Here is a 19,770-nt window from a genome sequence, read left to right on the forward strand (position 1 = left end):
TCGTGACTGATTGGTCACCTCGGTGACCGTCGACGGCCCCGAACTGACATGGTTCGGGGCCGTCGAGTCTGTTCGGGCCATCGCTCGCGCTCTAGGTCGGTTCGTGCCGGCCGCGGCACCGACCCGGCCTGGCTCCCTCCCGGCAAAGTTCTCGTATTCCAGCAGCTCCCTCCATCGACTCTTAGGACCACGCACGCATGAAGCTCCCTGACGTCATCTCCTCGCCGCAGTCGAAGCGGATCAAGAACGCCGCGAAGCTGCTCAAGCGTCGTGACCGCAAGGCCACGGGGCAGTTCCTCGTCGAGGGTCCGCAGGCCGTGCGTGAGGCATTGGCGCTGGCGGGCTCCGTGGTCGAGCTGTTCATCACCGAGGAAGCCGCCGAGGAGCATCCCGAGTTCATGGCCTCGGCCAAACATGGGCGTCTGCAGTGCAGCATCGTCACCCCCGAGGTGCTCACCGAGCTGGCGACGACCGTGAATTCGCAGGGGGTCGTCGCCGTGTGCAAGACTCTCGATGTCGAGCTGACCTCGGTACTGAACAAGGAAGCGCAGCTTGTCGTCGTCCTTTCCCAGGTCCGCGACCCGGGCAACGCCGGTACGATCATCCGCCTGGCCGATGCCGCCGGCGCCGACGCTGTGGTGCTGACATCGTCGTCCGTTGATGCCTATAACGACAAGGTGGTGCGTTCAACTGCCGGCTCTCTTTTCCACATCCCCGTCGTCACCGGAGTCGGACTGTCCGAGGTCACTGAACTTGCGCGAGCCCGCGGCCTGCAGGTCCTCGCGGCCGACGCAAACGACGAGGCGCACGATCTTCACCACCCGTGGGACACAGGGCTGGATCTGACCGCGCGCACCACGTGGGTCTTCGGCAACGAAGCATGGGGGATGAGTGCCGAGGATCTGGAGCTGTGCGATTCGTCTGTTGCCGTGCCGATCTACGGCTCGGCCGAAAGCCTCAACCTCGGGACTGCCGCCGGCGTGTGCATCTATGAGAGTGCGCGCAACCAACGGATGTGAGGTTTCGTGGGCGCGGCCATCTTTGCTGAGCCAGCGGCACTGTGAAACAGATAATTGAGCCTGGCTCAACGGCCACACGGTTTTGAGCGCCTCATTCAACGGCGAATCAGGTTTTCGATACGAGCCAGCATCGAAAACCTGATTCGTGGTTGAACGAGTCCGGTCGTCCCGTCCGCAGCTTGCCTGGGAGGAAGCGCGGATTCGGCCAGGTTGGGAGACGAGGGCGGCTGATTTTCTGACCCTGTGCGCACGAGTCAGGGGTTGTCCACAGCCCCTTGCGCCGCCCTTGCCTGTCTGCTGTGGCACGGCACATGCTGGTGAGCATGTTCATCTGCTTGAGTACCGCAGACCTCCAAGACGCCGGGTGGTCAACGCATCAGATCACCCACGCCTTGCGATGCTGTCTTCGACGTGTGCGCCACGGGATCTACGTTGTGTCAAAAGAGTGCAGGCACCCTGACCACGGCTACGTGGCAACTTTTGCCGCAGCGGCGGATGTCAATCTTCCAGTCGAAGAATCTGGGATGCGGAAGCGGGATGAGGACTTGCGCATCTTGGTCCGATCCTACGCTGGCCGTATGCCGCCCCGCTGCGTCTTATCTCATCGCAGCGCGTTGATCGTCCACGGGTTGCCCATCCCGTATCTCGACAAAGACAGCAGCCCGATGGCCGAAGCAATTCATCCGAAGTACGGAGTGCGCCATGCGACGATGCTGATTCGGCGTCGAGACTTGGCGGAGTCCGACATCGTCGAGGTAGCTGGGATTCCGGTGACGTCAGTGCTGAGGACTCTCTCTGACATTGCACGAGACTACCCGTTGGCTTTTGCCGTGGCAGTCCTTGATGCCGCGGTGCATCGCGGGTTCACATCGGAACAAGCCATCATCAGGTATTGCGAGGCACATCCTCCGCGGACCTTGGCACGGAGAGTCGCTGACGCAGTGCACCTTATGAATGGCGGTCGCGAGTCGGTGTCGGAATCGATCTGTGCTGTCCGATTTGTTGAGTATTCGGTTCCGGGGTTCGAACCGCAAGTGGAGTTCTACGATGAGCAGGGCCGTTTCATCGGCCGCACGGATTTCGCGAACAAGAAGGCAAGAGTCATCGCTGAGTTCGACGGCGAGGGGAAATACCATTTGCCGGGGAAGAACCCTCGGGATGAGATGGAGAAGGAACGTCGCCGAGAATACAAGTTGCGGAATCTCGGTTACGCGGTTTTTCGCCTTCGCTGGCAGGACCTTTTCTCTGCGGACGTCTTTCTCAGGATCAAAGAGAGCGTCGAGCGGCGCAGCGCTCGCACCGGCTGATGTCGGAAGCGGCCGATTCGGCGTCGTGGAACAACAGCCATTCGGACTATCGATGGTGCCTCGTATCGAAAACCTGAAAAGCTGTTGAACGAGACACTGCGAGCGTGCGCATCTGCGGGAGTGCTCGGAATCAGCGGGTGAGAGGTTCTGGGGGTGTGGCCTTTGCCGCTGAATTGGCGGCACGCCAGATGAAAACGCAGCAAGCCAGGATGATGATCCACCCTGAAAGGGCGAGCAGATGTCCCACAGTTCGCGGGAGCTCGAATGCTTCCACAGCGGCCAGAGCCGCCGCGTGGCCGATCGCGACCACGGCCACGCCATAGACATAGGGCGCAGCCGCCTGCTGGCCGCGTTCCCACGACTCGTCTGAACTGAGAGTGTGCTTCGTCCGAATCCCGATTATCCGATTGCGACCGATCATTCTCCGAGCGATTCCCAGCTGCATAAGGACGCAGACAGCGGCAATGACCAGATAGCCGATCATCGGAGGGTAGAACACCTATCGATCACCTCCTGGAACGAAGCCGCTTCGAAGCGGCGCATGCTGAGAGCACTCCTCCTGCAGTGTATCGGTCACGCAGCTGCAACGTGGGCCGAACGGGTGAGAACGCCCCGTGTCCGGCGAGCCAGATACGGTGAGCACATGACGACCGAACCTCCCCGCGCACCCAAGATCACCCTCGGCTCACTGACTCCCGGCTACCTCGGAGACCTTGGCGCAGAAGAATTCCTCGAAGGTATGGAATTCAACGATCTCGACCTCACCGAGGTTGACTCGGCACAGGCGACGTTCCTCGACTGCACACTGACGCGAGTGAACTTCGGCCAAGCAGAGGCGCCGGCGAACCTGACGGGCGGGCGTTTCTCCGGAACACGGGTCGACGACTGTCGGGCCGACACGTGGACGATGCCACGAGGCAGCCTTCTGCACACGGAGATCCGAGGCACACGGATCGGCGCGGGGGTGACTCATGACAGCGTGTGGGAGAAGGTGCGATTTGAGAACTGTCGCATCTCGTATCTCAACCTGCGCGGGGCCACGCTCACCGATGTCGAATTCCGGGACTGCGTCATCGACGAGATCGACCTTGACCGCGCCAAAGTCAGTCGGGTCGCGTTTCCAGGGAGCAGTGTCGGTGCTTTCCAATGCGAGGGAGCGACTCTCGGCAGTGTCGATATCCGTGGGCTGCAGCCGCACAAGATCTCCGGGGTGCACTCGCTGCGCGGAGCGACGATCGACGACACCCAGCTCATGCTCTTTGCCGACCTCTTCGCTCGGGAGCTCGGCATCACCGTGGAATGAGCATCGTGAGTATTCGTCGATGCGCGTCGTCCATGCTCGGGAACGGGAATCGGTCCTGGTTCAAAAAGAACACGCGAGCGTACAACAGCATTGCGTCGGGCATCCGAGGGCCGGAAGGCGGTCGCCGACCGTGCGTCCGAGTCTTGCAGCCATCAGCTGCTACATCATGTCCATTGCTGGTTCTTGGCGAACTCGACCAGAGCCTGTGCGCGCTTCGGCGACGCGTGGTCAGAGGGCCAGATCACTTCGACGCCGACTGGCTCAACTGCCGGCTTGATCTCCTTGACGATCAGAGGATACCCCTCATAACTGGCAGTATTCGTCAGCCTCTGAACCAAGACGCCGTAGCCCAGTCCGCGACCGACAAGTGTTCTCACAACTTCGTAGCTGGTCGTTCGGTGACGGATCCTCGGCGCCAAACCTCGGTCGTGGAACATTCCCAGCGTGTGTTGGCTCGAAGGAGGAGAGTCGAGGAGGATCATGTCACGTTCGACGAGATCCTCCAGACGCACGGCCTCTCGAGCAGCGAAGGGATCATCTGCTGCCAGGATCACATGGGCAGGCTGTGCGAAGAGTCTCGCGTGGTTCGGCGTCCCCGGAATGAGCGTCTCGTAGACAAAAGCAACGTCGATCTCTCCAGACTCCAGAGTTCCGGTCAAGCGGTCCTGTGTGGTCTCGACTATTTCGAGACTTACTCGTGGGTGCTGCTTGCCGAAATCGTCGAGCAGTACGGGCAGAATCACCGGTGCCAGAGTCGGATAGCAACCGATGGTGATCGGACCGGCCAGTTCGCCATCGTGTGATCTGAGTTCACGCTCGAGTTCGTTCGCCTCGGAGATCAGGCGCGTGGCTCGGGCGGCCACCTGTCTTCCGGCGGCAGTGAGCACCAGTCCCTGAGCCTTCCTCCTCACGCACAGCTGTGCATCCATCTGATGTTCGAGCGCGGTGATCGAATCGGAGATTGCCGAGGAGGAGACATGCAGTTCCGCCGCCGCGGCCGAGTTCGTACCCAGCCGGGCTGCGGTGAGGAGATAAGACAGTTGCCTCAGTGAATAGTTCGGGGCGTGATCAGAATGCATCTTCGTATTTCCGGATTAGTTCTCAGATTAATTCCGCTTTTCCTTTCATAGTACCCATCGCAGACTGGACTGTGAACACGATCACAGAGTGATCGCACCGACATAAGCTGTCGCAACGATGAGGAGATGATGATGACGTCAGGTCTTCACGAACACACCCGCAGGGCAGTCACCTCGGCACCGGTGGCGGACTGGGTGAAGATCCCGGAACTCTACGAGAATCCGTTTCCGATCTATGAACGGCTCCGTGCCGAAGGCGGAGTGCACTGGGTTCCTGCGGTCAACCGCTATCTCATCACCAGCTATGAGGCCGTCAGCGCAACCGAACATGACCAGGACATCTTCTCCGCGAACGAAGAGGGCTCCCTGCAGATCCGCGCGATGGGCCATTCCATGCTCCGACGCGATGATCCCGAACATTATGAGCAGCGCCGAGCCTGGCAACCGGTGCTCAAGCCCGGTTACGTCAAACGCGTGTGGACATCTATGTACCGCGAAGTTGCCGAGGATCTTTTGGATCAACTCGTCGAAAAAGGCACTGATATCGACCTCATCTGGGACTTCGCCGCGCCCTTTGCAGCGGAGACCCTGCGTCGCATGCTCGGGCTGTACAACGCCGATCAGCTTGACCTGCAGCGCTGGTCGCAGACGATGATCGACGCCACCGGCAACTACGCGGACGACCCCGAAGTCTGGGCCAAGGGGGAGCGGTCGTTCAACGAGGTCGACGCGGCACTCGACGAAATGCTCGACTACCATCTCACCCACCGTGATGATTCGCTCATCTCGGGGCTCCTATCGATGCCGGGCGAAACCATGCCGATCGAGCAGATCCGGGCGAACATCAAGATGACCATCGGCGGGGGACTCAACGAGCCCCGCGATGCTCTCGGAGTTGCGGCGTTTGCCCTGTTCAACCACCCCGATCAGCGTGAGGCCGTCATGGCCAACCCGCAGCTGTGGCCAACTGTGTTCGAGGAGACCATTCGGTGGATCGCCCCCATCGGCATGTATTCCCGCCAAACCACCCAGGACACCGTCCTCGCGGGCACCCACCTGCCTGCAGGAGCGAAGCTCGGAATCTGCGTGCTCTCGGCCAATCGCGACGAAACCGTATGGGAACACGCCGATCGGTTCGATATCCATCGGGAAGCGAAACCGCATCTGGCCTTCAGCAAAGGAGTGCACGTGTGCCTGGGCAACTGGGCCGCAAGAGCCGAGATCGCCGAAGTGGCTCTTCCGCTCCTCTTCAACAGTCTTGAGGGATTGCGCGTCGATGAATCTCGTGAAACTGCGGTCGGAGGCTGGGTGTTCCGCGGCATGCTCAAACTCCCCGTGACGTGGTCGAGCGCGCGGACAGAGCCCGACTACGGAAAGTCCGCCTGTGGCCGAGCGGCCGCGACGAGTGACGATGCGGCTGGCCGGTCGCACGGACCCACGATCGCGATCATCGGTGCCGGACCGGCAGGCTGCTTCAGTGCGAAGGAGATACTGCGGCAGGTGCCCGGAGGCCGCGTCGACATCTTCGACAAGCTCCCCGTGCCATACGGACTGCTGCGCTATGGAGTTGCGGCTGATCACCAGGGCACCAAATCCGTGACGAGTCAGTTCGACCGACTCTTCACCGATCCCCGAGTGAGATTCATCGGCAACACCGAACTGGGCATCGACGTGTCGATGGATGAGCTCAAGGAGAACTATGACAGCGTGGTCCTCGCCAGCGGGCTCTCCCTCGACCGTACCCTCGGCATCCCCGGAGACGACCTGCCCCAGGTGCACCGGGCAGGCAGGATCACCCGCCTGCTCAATGGGCACCCCGATGAGGAGCGGTCGGCGGTCGAACTGGGTAGGAGAATTGCCGTTGTCGGTCAGGGCAATGTCGCCATCGACATCGTCCGGCTGCTCACCTGTGCACGTGAGTCCCTGGTCGGCAGCGACATCGACGACACCATACATGGGCCGATGAGAGAATCGATCGCTCGCATCGACATCATCGGTCGTTCAGCATCGCGAACTGCGAAATTCGATCCGGTCATGATCCGTGAACTGGCTCGAGTTCCGGGGCTGACTCACACACTTCATGGTGTCGATCTGTCGACGGTTGCCGAGGGCAAGGACGCGAAGCTCGATGCCCTCCGTGACCTCGTCGAACCGGCAGAAAATACCCAATACCAAACAGGGCCAGCAGACGCGATCGAGATGCACTGGTGGTTCTCAAGCACACCCGATGCGATCACCGGTTCGATTTCCTCCGCTCGGCAGGTCGATGGGATCGACATCACCCATGACGGTGCGGCCGTTCACCTCGACGTGGATTCTGTCATCACCGCCATCGGCTTTGTCGGAGACCCGATGTCGATGGCGAAACAGGGCATCTGCCCGGCGACGCCGATCCCCGCAGACGGCAGGATCGACGAGAACCTTTTCGCCATCGGCTGGCTCAAGGGTGCCGGCCGCGGAACCATCCCCGACCAGCGCACAGACGCCAGGATCCTTGCTGCGACCATCGCCGCTGAGGTGAGCACCGGGTCGATCGCCACCGGTGCTCCAGGGCTCGACCCGGGGGAGACCGCCATCGATTTCGACGGTTGGCGCCGGATCGACCTCAAGGAGCGCCTCGGCGCCGGTGAAGGTCGCTGCCGAGCGAAGATCACCTCTCGTGAGGACCTGATGGCCACAGCTGAGGACACCGACCTCGACGACTATCTGCCGGACGCTGCGGCGAGCACGGTTGAGGGCCTGTCTCCCGGGATGCCGGTGACGATCCTGTTCGGCACGGAGTCCGGCAACGCTGAACTCGTCGCCGAGGAACTCGGCACGGTCCTGCGAGAGCTTCCCGAGGTGGAGGTCTCGGACCTGTCCGCGGTGTCACCGTCGGACCTGCAGCCGGAGAGATTCTATTTGCTCGTGTGCTCGACGTACGGCGACGGTGATGTCCCGAGCTCGGCCGCGCAATTCTACGATGAACTGCGCGACCTGCCCGTTGAGCTCGACGGCGTCAGATTCGCCGTGTTCGGGATGGGCGACGCCAGCTACACGAAGACATATTCGCGGGGCAGCGAACTGATGACAGAAGCGCTCGAGGCTCAGGGAGCGACTCGGCTTGGCGAATACGGTCGCCACGATGCCGGAGGGCCGGTACCGGCAACCGAAGCGGCCTGTGAGTGGGCAGAAGGAGTTCTGACGAATCTGTCCGAGACGCTCTCACCGGTCTGACCGGCTGTTCCAGCCCGGCGGCGGATGCCCCGACCGGATTTCAGTGTCTCGCCCGGGTGCCGATGTCACATCACGGCTGTCGGTGACTCTGGACTGACAATTTCTAACCACCACGACAGAACAAGGACGTTCTCATGACTGCCACACACGCACAGACGCCGACGGCGCAGAAAGCGAATCAGCGGAGGGTCGCGTTCGCCTCCATCATTGGTACGACGATCGAATGGTACGACTATTTCACGTATTCGACCGCGGCCGCGCTCGTCTTCGCCCACCTCTATTTCGCGCCGGCGGGTGAGGGCGTCGACCAGCTGCTCGCCTTCGCGACGATCGGCATCTCCTTCCTCTTCCGGCCGCTCGGCGCCTTCCTCTCCGGCCACTTCGGCGACAAGCTCGGCAGACGCTTCATCCTCGTCGTCACATTGGTCACGATGGGTGTGGCCACTGCCCTCATCGGTCTCATTCCCACGTACGAGACCATCGGGGTGACAGCACCGGTCCTTCTTATTCTCCTGCGCATCATCCAGGGCCTCTCGGCCGGAGGGGAGTGGGGCGGCGCGGCCCTGCTGGCCGTCGAACACGCCGATGTGGACAAGCGTGGTCGGGCCGGATCCTACCCGCAGCTCGGAGTTCCGTTGGGCATGTTGCTGTCGTCAGGCGTTATTGCACTCATGACCGGAGTCATCTCACCGGGAGACGCATTCATGGAATGGGGATGGAGAGTGCCGTTCCTGCTCTCGGTCGTGCTCATCGGCGTCGGCTATTGGGTACGGAGGGCCGTCGAGGACACTCCGGTGTTCAAAGAAATCCAGGTCGAGTCGGCCAAGCGCAAGGCACCGATCCTCGTGCTGTTGAAGAAGCATCTGCCTCTTGTATTCGTCGCCGCACTCATCTTCGCCGGTAACAATGCCAGCGGGTATATGACCACTGGCGGGTTCGTGACGAAATATGCGACGACCGATGCAGTGGGCTTCTCGCAGACCGATGTGCTGCTGGCCATCACCTTCGGGTCATTCGTCTGGCTGGTCTCGACCGCGGTCTCAGGTTACCTGTCCGATGCCATCGGCCGGGTGCGCACCTATGTCATCGGATTCGTCATCCTCATCGTCACTGCTTTCCCGCTGTTCTGGCTCATCGACACCGGATCATTGGGTCTGCTCTACCTGTCGCTGGGAATCTTCTCCATTGGGCTCGGTCTCTCCTACGGTCCGCAGGCCGTGCTCTATGTCGAACTCTTCCCTGCGTCGATCCGATTCTCCGGGGTCGCGATCTCCTATGCCCTGGGAGCTGTCATCGGCGGTGCGTTCGCCCCGACGATCGCCCAGGCACTCCTGCAGGCGACGGGCACGACAGCCTCGGTTTCGCTCTATCTGGTGATAATGGCGGTGATCTCTCTTTTCGCCGTCTCATTGCTCAGGGACCGCAAAGGCATCGATCTCTCTGTCGGCAACGAAGAAGAGCAGAGCGCGGGAATGTGGCGGGCGGGGAATTCACGCGTGCGCTGAAAGAGCTGAAAGACGGGTCCCGCCTTGGCCCCGTGCGAGTCGCCGAGGCGGGACCTCACCGGAGTCAAACCTCACCGATCGAGCAGGCTCAGTGCTTGCCCAACTCGTCGATGAGCACCCGCTTGTTCTCAGAATAGTCGACGGGCGCGACGACGATGTGCACACCGCCGGCCTCGAAAGCCGACGACAACACCGAATTCATCTCGGACACGTCGGTGAGCCGATGACCGGAGGCCCCATAGGATTCCGCGTACTTCACGAAGTCCGGATTGCCGAAGGTCAGACCGTAGTCGGGCATGCCGTCGGATTCCTGCTTCCACCGGATCATGCCGTAGGCATCGTCTTCGAGGATGAGCACGACGAGGTCCAAGCCCAACCGCACCGCCGTCTCCATCTCCTGACTGTTCATCATGAATCCGCCGTCGCCGACGACGGCCATGACCCGACGGTCCGGATACGTCAGCTTCGCTCCGATCGCCGAGGGCAGCCCGGCACCCATGGTCGCCAGCGCGTTGTCGAGCAGCAGAGTGTTCGCCCGAGTCGTCCGATAGTTGCGGGCGAACCAGATCTTGTACATCCCGTTGTCGAGAGCGACGATCCCGTCGACGGGCATGACGTCGCGGACCTCCTGCACGATCCGCTGGGGGATGAACCGATCCTCGTCGGCACCTTCGTGGATCTTGACGAGGATGTCCTCACGCATCGGCAGCAGCGCCTCGGCGGTGGAGGTGGGGCTGTCGACCACCTCGGCGAGCCGCTGCAGGGTCGGACCCAGGTCACCGATGACCTCGAACTGCGGAAAATACACCTGCTCGACCACGGCCGCGCGGTAGCCGATGTGGACGACGGTGGGTCCGTTCTCATCCATCATGAACGGCGGCTTCTCCGTCGTGTCGTGACCGATCGTGACGATGACGTCGGCGGCCTCGATCGCGTCATGGACGAAATCGCGGGACGTCAGCGCCGCCGTGCCCAGGTACAGGTCGGAGGACCCGGACACCGAACCCTTGCCCATCTGCGTGGTGAAGTAGGGGATGCGCATCTGCGCGACGAAACGGGAAAGGTCTTCGCTGCAGTCGGAACGGGAGGCATCCGCACCGAGCATGAGCAGCGGTCGCTTCGCCTCCCGGACGACGTTCGCGGCGTTCTTGATCGCCAGATCACTGGCGACGGCCCGCGAATTCGTGTGCGGTTCGATGAGTTCGTACCTGTCGACCGGCAGGCCGGCGATGTCTTCGGGCAGCTCGAGATGCACCGGCCCCGGACGTTCGGCCTGAGCGACGCGGAATGCCTCCCGGACCATGGTCGGAATCATCGCAGCCGAGGTGATCTGCTTGCTCACCTTCGTCAGCGGATCCATCGTCGCCACCGTATTCACCATCTGGAACGCCGCCTGCTCAGCCGTGCGAATGCCCTTCTGCCCGGTGATCATGATGACCGGCATGCCGCCGAGGTGGGCGTACGCGGCCCCCGTCGCAAGGTTGAGCGCCCCCGGCCCGAGCGTCGTCAGACACACCCCGGGTGTGCCCGTGAGCCGACCGTAGGTGGCCGCCATGAACGCGGCGGCCTGCTCGTGCCGAGTGAGGACGAACTCGATCGACGACCGGCGCAGAGAATCGATGAAATCGATGTTCTCCTCACCGGGTATGCCGAAGATGCGGTCGACGCCCTCGTTCTCCAAGGCTCTGATCATGACATCGGATGCACGCTGTGTCGTCATGGTCCCGACCCTACGCTTCTCACCGAACGATCCCTATGACCCACCGCACACCACCGTCACCGAGACGGCCCACCCACCCCGCGGACGCCGCCCCAGCCGCCCCCACCGGAGACGATAGACTTGAACGCGAATAGATATGACGTCCCATCGACACGGACAAAAGGACATTGATGACAGACCAACTCGACCCCTTGGATGAGTCGGCCGTGAAGCAGGCCGTCGACGCGGCACTGACAGCCTTCGCGGATGCGACGACGCTCGACGATCTCAAGCAGGCGAAGATCGACCACACCGGCGACAAAGCCCCGCTGGCGCTCGCCAACCGCGCCATCGGCTCACTCGACAAAGCCGATAAGGCCACGGCCGGCAAGATCGTCGGAAAGTCCCGGGGACAGGTCAAGCAGGCCCACGACGCCCGCCTGGCCGAGCTCGAAGCCGAACGCGATGCGGCCGTGCTCATCGAGGAGGCCATCGACGTCACCCTGCCCACCGACCGTCGCCGCCTCGGCGCTCGCCACCCCCTGAGCCTCATCCAGGAGCAGGCCGCCGACTACTTCGTCGGCCTCGGCTGGGAGGTCGCCGAAGGCCCCGAGATCGAATCCGAGTGGCTGAACTTCGATGCGCTCAACTTCGGCCCCGACCACCCGGCCCGCCAGATGCAGGACACCTTCTTCGTCGACCCCGCCGATGCCGGCCTCGTCCTGCGCACCCACACCTCACCGGTCCAGTCACGCTCCCTGTTGGAACGCGGTGTCCCGCTCTACGTCGTGTGCCCGGGCAAGACCTTCCGCACCGATGAGCTCGACGCCACCCATACCCCGGTCTTCCACCAGATCGAAGGCATTGCCATCGACAAGGGTCTGACCATGGCCAACCTGCAGGGCACCCTCGACGGCTTCGCCCGCGAGATGTTCGGGCCTGAGTCGAAGACCCGCCTGCGCCCGAGCTTCTTCCCGTTCACCGAACCGAGCGCAGAGATGGACTTCTGGTTCCCGAAGAAGGTCGGCGGCCCCGGCTGGATCGAATGGGGCGGCTGCGGCATGGTCCACCCCAATGTGCTGCGCGCCGCCGGCATCGACCCCGATGTCTACCAGGGCTTCGCTTTCGGCATGGGCATCGAGCGCACCCTGATGCTGCGCGAGGGAATCAACGATATGCATGACATGGTCGAAGGCGATGTGCGCTTCTCGGCCCGTTTCGGAATGAAGGCTTGATATGCGCGTCCCACTGAACTGGCTGGCCGACTATGTCGATCTCCCAGCCGAGACAGACCCCCATGCCCTCGCCGCCGAATTCGCCGGCGTCGGACTCGAGGAAGAGGACTTCTTCGGTCCCGAGATCACCGGCCCGCTCGTCGTCGGCCGGGTGCTCGAACTGGTCAAGGAAGAGCACTCGAACGGCAAGACCATCAACTGGTGCCGTGTCGACGTCGGAGACGAGCACAACGAGGCCGCCGACAACCCGAAGGACCCGCAGCCCGGTGAGGAACGCCCCAGCCGCGGCATCATCTGCGGGGCCCACAACTTCGACGCCGGTGACCTCATCGTCGCCTGCCTGCCCGGAGCCGTTCTGCCCGGTGACTTCCAGATCGCGGCCCGGAAGACCTACGGTCACATCTCCGACGGCATGATCTGCTCGGCCAAGGAACTCGGGCTCGGTGAGGACCATTCCGGCATCATCGTGCTGAAGGATCTGGGCCTGATCGGCGAACCCGGCGACGACGCGATCAGTCTGCTCGGCCTCGACCAGGTCACCCTCGACGTCAACGTCACCCCCGACCGTGGCTACCAGCTGTCGATGCGCGGAATCGCTCGTGAGTACGCGCAGATGAAGGGACAATCCTTCACCGACATCGGCAGCGCCTCGGTGGCGGCGGTGAACACTCCGACCGATGACGGGTTTCCCGTCGTCATCGAGGATTCCAATCCCATCAACGAGGTGGCCGGCTGTGACCAGTTCACTGCCGTTCAGGTCACCGGGCTGAACCCGAAAGCGCAGACTCCGTTCTGGATGCAGCGTCGCCTGCAGCAGGCGGGCATGCGCCCGATCAGCCTGACCGTCGACGTGACGAACTACGTCATGCTCGAACTCGGCCAGCCGCTGCACGCGTACGACACGGCGCTCCTCGGCGACGAAATCGTCGTCCGCCGCGCCACTGCCGGCGAGAATTTCACGACGCTTGACGATGTCGAGCGCACACTCGATGCCGAGGACCTGCTCATCACCGACCGGGGTGCCGGCCCCAGCGGCAAGGGCGGGAAGATCATCGGCCTGGCCGGCGTCATGGGCGGAGCCGACGTCGAGGTCAATGACCAGACGACCGAGGTCGTCATCGAGGCCGCTCACTTCGACCCGATCTCCATCGCCCGCACCTCGCGTCGCCACAAGCTGTCGTCGGAGGCTTCGCGCCGCTTCGAACGCGGAGTCGATCCGAAACTCGGGCCCGTGGCGGCCCGACGCTGTGCGGATCTGCTCGTCGAGCTCGGCGGAGGAACGCTCAGCCCCGCGACCACACAGATCGGCCAGGCTCCCGAGCCGACCGTCATCGAACTCCCGGTCGAGCGCGTGGACTCGCTTGTCGGTGTCGACTACACCACCGCCGAGGTGACCGGACTGCTCGAGGGCATCGGCGCAGCCATCGAGGTCGTCGGCAAGGGCCGGCTGGCCGTGACCGTGCCCAGCTGGCGCACGGACATCACCGACGACGTCGACCTCATCGAGGAAGTCGCCCGGACCGGCGGCTACCACCGCATCCCTTCCGTCCAGCCCGCAGCGCAGGCCGGCAAAGGCCTGACCGAGGCACAGAAGACGCGCCGCCGGATCTCGAACCTGCTGGCCGCCGACGGGTTCACCGAGGTGCTGTCCTACCCCTTCACGAACTCGAAGCGGGATGACCAGCTGCGGCTCGAGGCCGATGACGTGCGCCGGGCGCATGTGCGTCTGGCCAACCCGATGTCCGACGACCTGCCGCTCATGCGCACGAACCTGCTCTCGACCCTCGTCGATCTGGTGGTGCGCAACCTCGGGCGCGGAGTCAAGGATGTGGCCCTGTTCGAAGCGGGACTCGTGTCCACCTCGGCGGGTCTGCCCGAGGGCCCGGGACCGCGTCATCTGCCCGGATACCACCCGAGCGATGCGGAACTCGAGAAGATCTATGATTCGGTGCCGCACCAGCCCTACCACTATGCGGGTATCATCTCCGGCCACGCCGAACTGCCCGGCGTCTGGGGCAAGGGACGACCGGCCGAAGCCGCCGACGTCATCGACACCGTCCGTCGCATCGCCCGCACGAATGGTCTCGAGGTCACCGTCGAAGCCGATCAGATCGCGCCCTGGCATCCGGGCCGGGCCGCGAAGTTCGTCCTCGCCGACGGTCAGGTGCTCGGCCATGCCGGTGAGCTGCACCCGAAGGTGTGCGAGAACCTCGGCCTGCCGGCCAGGACCGTCGCCTTCGAGATCGATCTCGACGCACTGCTGGCCCAGGAGGATCTGCGCGCCTGGGACGGTGCGCTGTCGACCTACCCGGTGTCCCGTCAGGATGTGGCGCTCATCGTCGATGCCGAACTGCCGACACAGACTTTGGCCGCGACTCTGCGCGAGGGTGCGGGTGAGGAGCTCGAACTGCTCGAGACCTTCGACCTCTACACCGGCGACCAGCTTCCCGAGGGCAAGAAGTCACTGGCGTTCAGGCTGACCTTCCGGGCCCCGGACCGCACGCTTAAGGCCGATGATGCTTCGGCCATGCGTGAGGCGGCGACGAAGTTGGCTGCCGAGCGTCACGGCGCCGAAGTCCGCAGCTGAGTGAGCACAGCATGAGGGCCCGGTCGAACGTTACGGTGGTTCGACCGGGCCTTGCCCTCTCCGAATCGATGACCACCCACGAGGAGCACAGAGCATGACCGAGAATCTCACCCCCACAGCCACTGCAGTTCCGACGGAGACGATCGCACTGATCACCGGCGGTGCCCGCGGAATCGGACGCCACCTGTCGGAGGCATTCGCTGATGCCGGGTATCACGTGATCGTCACGGCCACCTCGGCGAGCAGCGCTGAAACCGCGGCCGATGAGATCGGCGAGGCGACCGGGGGAGCGGTCACCGGGGTCGGGCTGCGCACCGACGATATCGCCGCGGTGAAGGCTCTGCGTGAGTCCGTGACCGCGGTCGAGGCCGAGACCGGACGGCGCCTGCAGGTGCTCGTCAACAATGCCGGGCGCATCGAGTCGACTGAGGGTCCGCTGTGGGACGCCGACCCGGAGAGCATCAAGGGCGTCGTCGATGCGAACGTGCTCGGGGTCGCACTCATGGTCAATGCCTTCGCGCCCGTGCTGATGGCCAACGCCGAGGCGACTGGTCGGCCCAGCCGCATCATCGACCTCAACTCGGGTTCGGGAGCGAAAGGCACGCCGGCATATGCGGTGTACTCGGCGTCGAAGGCCTCGCTGTTCCGTCTCGCCGATTCCGTGGTCCGCTTTGGGCACGATCAGGGTCTGCGGATCTTCGAGATGGCTCCCGGAGTCGTCGAGACGGCCATGACGAAGTCGATGCCGGTCCACGATTTCCGCGGTGAGGGGGACTGGACGACCCCGGAGGATGTCACCGACCTGGCATTGGCCTTGGCCTCGGGAACGCTGGATGCGTTCACCGGGCGGTACGTCCGTGCGGGTGCGGACTCGGAGGAGTCCCTCCTCGCCGAGGCGGCCGCCGGACTGAGTGGGACCGCGCGGAGGCTCGTACTGGGGTGAACGTTTGAGGAATGCAGACGAGCTTGGTTTACTGACGATTCTATCTGCGGTCGTTTCGAAGAATTGGAATCATCAAGACGAGCGCGGCAATGATTGGAAGCAGTGCCCAAAGCGGATACGGGCGACCGCCCGAGTCCACGAAGAACACCACATTCACGATCAGGCCGATCGCGAGTAACGTCCAAACCGCCAGTTTCATCGGTGTGAACATCGTGACTCTCCTGCTCTATCGAGTGTCGTTGGGAAACATCGACTCGCGTTACTCAACTATGCCAGAGGATTGCAGACTGGTGCTCCGCCGGTCGCGGCCTCATGGAACGTCAGCTTGCTATCGGCTTTTTCAACATATTTGTCAGCTTCCTTGATGGTGTCATTGCTCAGATCGTTGGATACCGTGGCTTCGCTCTGAGTCGTTACCAGCGGAGCGTTTCAAAGCAATAAACCTTGCCTTAAAGAGAGCTGGGCATCGCCTGAATTCGGCCATTGAGTCGAATCAGATCGCTCAGTACGAGGTTCACTGACAATTCAAATACGATAGTAGGAACCGATAGAGGAACCCGCTAGGTCGTCAAATACCGACGCTGATGCAGCCGAGCGGCCGGAGTTACGATCTATTCTCAGATGGAGGCTAGTGTGATCCGAACTCTGCTCATCGACAACGCCGATTCGTTCACGCTCAACCTCTTTCACCTCCTCGCCGAGGTGAACGGTGTCGCGCCGACGCTTGTGGCCCATGATTGGGCCGAGTTCGATGTCAGCGTCCTCGACGAGTTCGACAATGTCGTGATCTCTCCGGGGCCGGGTACTCCGGAGAGGCCGACCGACTTCGGAATCTGCGCCGAGGTGATCGCGCAGTCCCCGATTCCCATCCTCGGAGTGTGCTTCGGCCATCAGGGGATCGCGTATATGCACGGGGGAGTGGTGGTGCATGCTCCCGAGCCTCGGCACGGTCGGGTGTCTCCGATCAGTCATTCTGAGACCGGGATCTTCGCCGGAATTCCGTCGCCGTTCTTTGCGGTGCGGTATCACTCGCTCGCGGTAACCGAGCTGCCCGAGTCTCTTGAGGCGACGGCATGGTCCGAGGACGGTGTCATCATGGCGTTGCAGCATCGGACGAGGCCGCAATGGGGAGTCCAGTTCCATCCGGAGTCGATCGCGTCTGAGGAAGCTAGAGCCTTGCTACAGAACTTCGCGAAACTGACCGTGGAGTGGTGCGCGAGACGCGAGACCGAACACGTCCCCGTGGGGACGGTCACAGACCGTCAGCAAGTTCAGGTAGCCGGCGACGTTCCTGTTGCACAGCGGCGATATGTCCTCGACACCGATGAGTTGTCGCAGACCGTCACCGACGAGAGTCTGTTCACGGAACTCTTCGGCAGCGAGCCTGAGTCGATCTGGCTCGACGGCAACTTGCCCGGCAACGCTTCATCACGGTTCTCGATCATGGGCGCACCGACGGGTCCGCTCGCCAAAGTTGCGACAGCCTCGGTGCCGGACAGGACTGTCGACGTCCGGACGAATAGCGACGGGCCTGAGAAATCTGTTGAGACCTCCGGCTTTTTCGACTGGCTCGGTGCTCAACTCTCCAGCACCGATGTCGAGTTGGCAGGCAGTGACTCGGCTGAGCGCGCCGACAGTCCGTACCTGCCGTTAGATTTCCGGCTTGGGTGGGTCGGGTACCTCGGCTATGAGCTCAAGGCGGAGGTCGGCTCGCCGAACCGGCGCGAGTCCGAGCTGCCCGACGCCGTGATGATGTTCCTCGACCGTGCCCTCGTCATCGATCACGACACCGACCGCATCCACCTCCTCGCATTACGCCAACCTGATGATCCTGCGGGCCATACATCGTCTCAACAATGGTTCGACGACATCCGCGCACAGATCGCAACGATCCCCGCTCACGACGGCGGTGAACCCGTCCAGCCGGGCGCCACCTCGGCGTGGGTAGAGTACTCAACCCACGCTGACCACACACGCTCACACCTCTCGGCACGGCACAGTCGGCAGGAATACCTCGGGCTCATCGACCGGGTGCAGCGGGAGATCACCGACGGCGAAACCTACGAGGTGTGCCTGACGAACATGATCGAGGCCACGGCCGACCCGCACGAGGACACACTGGCGATGTACCTGCGTCTACGCGAAGACAATCCGACGCCGTTCGGGGCATTCATCCGCACCCGGGAGGCTGCGATCCTCAGCACGTCCCCCGAGCGATTCCTGTGCATCGGGTCGGACGGTCGGGTGGAGTCGAAGCCGATCAAGGGCACGCATCCCCGCGGGGACACACCCGAGGAGGACGAAGCGATCAAAGCCGAGCTGGCCACCTCGGTGAAGGATCGGTCGGAGAATCTCATGATCGTCGATTTGGTGCGGCACGATCTCGGGCGCACGGCCGAGTTGGGATCGGTGCAGGTGGACACGCTGTTCGGAATCGAGTCGTATGCGACGGTGCATCAGATGGTCTCGACGGTGAGCTCACGCTTGGCCGAGGACGCCAGTCCGGTTGCGTGTGTGCGGGCAGCGTTCCCGCCGGGGTCGATGACCGGGGCGCCGAAGGTGCGGACGATGGCGATCATCGATGATCTCGAGGCCGGTGCGCGTGGGGTGTACAGCGGCGCGGTCGGATACTTCTCGCTGAACGGTGCCGTTGACCTCAGCGTCGTCATTCGTACTCTCGTGGTCCGTGGGGAGACCTTGCGGTACGGGGTCGGTGGGGCGATTGTTGCGCTGTCGGCCTCCGACGAGGAATACGAGGAGACCGTGGTGAAAGCGGCACCGTTGTTGCGATTGCTCGGCAGTGCCGACTTTCCCGGCGAAGACTCGTCCGACGGTGTTCTCTCCGATGAAGGGCCGGCCCCGGAACTCCTCACAGTGATTCCCAGCGAGACGGCCCAACCGTCTAATGCCGATGTCGCCGAACGCACGGGGGCAGTCGAAACATGAGTGCGTGGTTGTGGAATCCGCGGGAGCGTCGTTTCGACGAGCCGACCGGTGACTTGAGTGCGTGGACGCTGTTGGCAGCCGACTCGTGGTTCGTCGAGGACGGGCGTGTGCGGGCGTTCGAACGTCATCAGGCTCGGTTCGGCGATGCAGCGGCGCAAGTCGGCGGGTCGGTTACTGGGGACTTTTGGGCTGCAGCCGTCGAGAAGATTCCAGAAACGGGGGAGTGGTTTCCACGTGTGGACGTCTTGAGGCCGTCTCCAGGCGAGGCGCCGAGATTGGCCTTTCGACTGCGACCGGCACCGAAACGGACTCGCGAGTTACGGGTTCTCGTCCCGTCTCATCCTGACCCGCGCAAGACACCTGGTCGCAAAGGCCCGGACATTGGACTTCTTGGGCGACTGCTGGCCGAGGCTCGTGCCGATTGCGACTGCTCGGAGATGCTGCTGCTCAGCGAGGACGGCGTCGTGATCGAAGGTGCGACGACGAGTCTGTTGTGGTGGGACGGGGACACGCTCTGCGCACCCGACCCGGATCTGGGGACATTGCCCGGAGTGACCTCGGCGGTGATCCTCGACGAGGCCCGCGCACGGTCGATTCTGGTCGAGCACCGCCGAACGCGACCCGAGGACCTTGCCGACTGTGAGGTGTGGCTGGTCAACGCTCTGCACGGGATTCGCCGAGTGCAGGAGTTCGTCGACGCTCGGGACGATGGCATTGGTGACAAGCACGGCCGGATGCAGCGGGCCGCGACGGGTTCCGCTGGGCGGGCCGCTGTCGCTGTGGAAAGGTTCAAGCGTTGGCGGGAATGGACCGACGCGGCGAGAGCTCCCCTGAGCGTATATGGTGAAGATTCTCCGTAACGACAATGACGACGTTCGCGAAGTTGTCACCTCATCGACACGTATTTTCGAAAGTGGAGATTCGGTTTCAG

General features: G+C 63.0%; 14 protein-coding genes. 10 read left to right on the forward strand and 4 right to left on the reverse strand.

The window, feature by feature from the left end:
- The first annotated feature begins 197 nt into the window (after positions 1 to 197).
- Together ACSE4D_RS15380 and ACSE4D_RS15385 are read left to right on the forward strand one after the other, a co-directional pair.
- Positions 198 to 1,019: a TrmH family RNA methyltransferase gene (locus tag ACSE4D_RS15380; RefSeq protein ID WP_436326176.1), complete on the forward strand. Its 822-nt coding sequence runs from the start codon at positions 198 to 200 to the stop codon at positions 1,017 to 1,019.
- 470 nt (positions 1,020 to 1,489) lie between these two features.
- Positions 1,490 to 2,326, forward strand: coding sequence for a hypothetical protein (locus ACSE4D_RS15385; protein ID WP_436326177.1), 837 nt, complete (start codon positions 1,490 to 1,492; stop codon positions 2,324 to 2,326).
- 130 nt (positions 2,327 to 2,456) lie between these two features.
- On the opposite strand, the gene ACSE4D_RS15390 is transcribed toward ACSE4D_RS15385, so the two are convergent.
- On the reverse strand, positions 2,457 to 2,810 hold the full coding sequence (locus ACSE4D_RS15390; RefSeq protein ID WP_426937402.1) for an SdpI family protein: 354 nt from the start codon (positions 2,808 to 2,810) through the stop codon (positions 2,457 to 2,459).
- A gap of 159 nt (positions 2,811 to 2,969) precedes the next feature.
- On the opposite strand from ACSE4D_RS15390, the gene ACSE4D_RS15395 reads away from it, so the two are divergent.
- On the forward strand, positions 2,970 to 3,629 hold the full coding sequence (locus ACSE4D_RS15395) for a pentapeptide repeat-containing protein (protein WP_436326178.1): 660 nt from the start codon (positions 2,970 to 2,972) through the stop codon (positions 3,627 to 3,629).
- 164 nt (positions 3,630 to 3,793) lie between these two features.
- Here ACSE4D_RS15395 and ACSE4D_RS15400 read toward each other — a convergent pair whose 3' ends face one another.
- Positions 3,794 to 4,708, reverse strand: coding sequence for a LysR family transcriptional regulator (locus ACSE4D_RS15400; protein ID WP_436326179.1), 915 nt, complete (start codon positions 4,706 to 4,708; stop codon positions 3,794 to 3,796).
- A gap of 126 nt (positions 4,709 to 4,834) precedes the next feature.
- On the opposite strand from ACSE4D_RS15400, the gene ACSE4D_RS15405 reads away from it, so the two are divergent.
- A complete protein-coding gene (locus ACSE4D_RS15405; RefSeq protein ID WP_436326180.1) occupies positions 4,835 to 7,924 on the forward strand; it encodes a cytochrome P450 in 3,090 nt (1,029 codons plus the stop codon).
- Between the two features lie 134 nt (positions 7,925 to 8,058).
- The gene (locus ACSE4D_RS15410) at positions 8,059 to 9,429 is read left to right on the forward strand and encodes an MFS transporter (RefSeq protein ID WP_436326181.1); all 1,371 of its coding nucleotides are present in this window, start codon (positions 8,059 to 8,061) and stop codon (positions 9,427 to 9,429) included.
- Between the two features lie 88 nt (positions 9,430 to 9,517).
- Here ACSE4D_RS15410 and ACSE4D_RS15415 read toward each other — a convergent pair whose 3' ends face one another.
- A complete protein-coding gene (locus ACSE4D_RS15415) occupies positions 9,518 to 11,149 on the reverse strand; it encodes an acetolactate synthase large subunit (RefSeq protein ID WP_436326182.1) in 1,632 nt (543 codons plus the stop codon).
- Between the two features lie 170 nt (positions 11,150 to 11,319).
- On the opposite strand from ACSE4D_RS15415, the gene pheS reads away from it, so the two are divergent.
- The 3 genes from pheS to ACSE4D_RS15430 all read left to right on the forward strand — a co-directional run bounded on the left by pheS (position 11,320) and on the right by ACSE4D_RS15430 (position 15,893).
- Positions 11,320 to 12,363: a phenylalanine--tRNA ligase subunit alpha gene (pheS, locus tag ACSE4D_RS15420; RefSeq protein ID WP_436326183.1), complete on the forward strand. Its 1,044-nt coding sequence runs from the start codon at positions 11,320 to 11,322 to the stop codon at positions 12,361 to 12,363.
- A 1-nt stretch (position 12,364) separates the two neighbouring features.
- Positions 12,365 to 14,950: a phenylalanine--tRNA ligase subunit beta gene (gene pheT / locus ACSE4D_RS15425; protein WP_436326184.1), complete on the forward strand. Its 2,586-nt coding sequence runs from the start codon at positions 12,365 to 12,367 to the stop codon at positions 14,948 to 14,950.
- Positions 14,951 to 15,044: 94 nt separating this feature from the next.
- Positions 15,045 to 15,893, forward strand: a complete 849-nt coding sequence (locus tag ACSE4D_RS15430) for an SDR family NAD(P)-dependent oxidoreductase (protein ID WP_436326185.1) — start codon at positions 15,045 to 15,047, stop codon at positions 15,891 to 15,893.
- Between the two features lie 40 nt (positions 15,894 to 15,933).
- On the opposite strand, the gene ACSE4D_RS15435 is transcribed toward ACSE4D_RS15430, so the two are convergent.
- A complete protein-coding gene (locus tag ACSE4D_RS15435; RefSeq protein WP_436326186.1) occupies positions 15,934 to 16,104 on the reverse strand; it encodes a hypothetical protein in 171 nt (56 codons plus the stop codon).
- Positions 16,105 to 16,526: 422 nt separating this feature from the next.
- On the opposite strand from ACSE4D_RS15435, the gene pabB reads away from it, so the two are divergent.
- Positions 16,527 to 18,839: an aminodeoxychorismate synthase component I gene (gene pabB, locus ACSE4D_RS15440; RefSeq protein WP_436326187.1), complete on the forward strand. Its 2,313-nt coding sequence runs from the start codon at positions 16,527 to 16,529 to the stop codon at positions 18,837 to 18,839.
- A complete protein-coding gene (locus ACSE4D_RS15445) occupies positions 18,836 to 19,699 on the forward strand; it encodes an aminotransferase class IV (protein ID WP_436326188.1) in 864 nt (287 codons plus the stop codon). Before pabB ends, ACSE4D_RS15445 begins: the two co-directional genes overlap by 4 nt.
- Positions 19,700 to 19,770: the final 71 nt, after the last annotated feature.

Origin of the sequence: Brevibacterium sp. FAM 27836, from assembly GCF_051351055.1 — a bacterium.
In the GTDB taxonomy this organism is placed as follows: domain Bacteria; phylum Actinomycetota; class Actinomycetes; order Actinomycetales; family Brevibacteriaceae; genus Brevibacterium.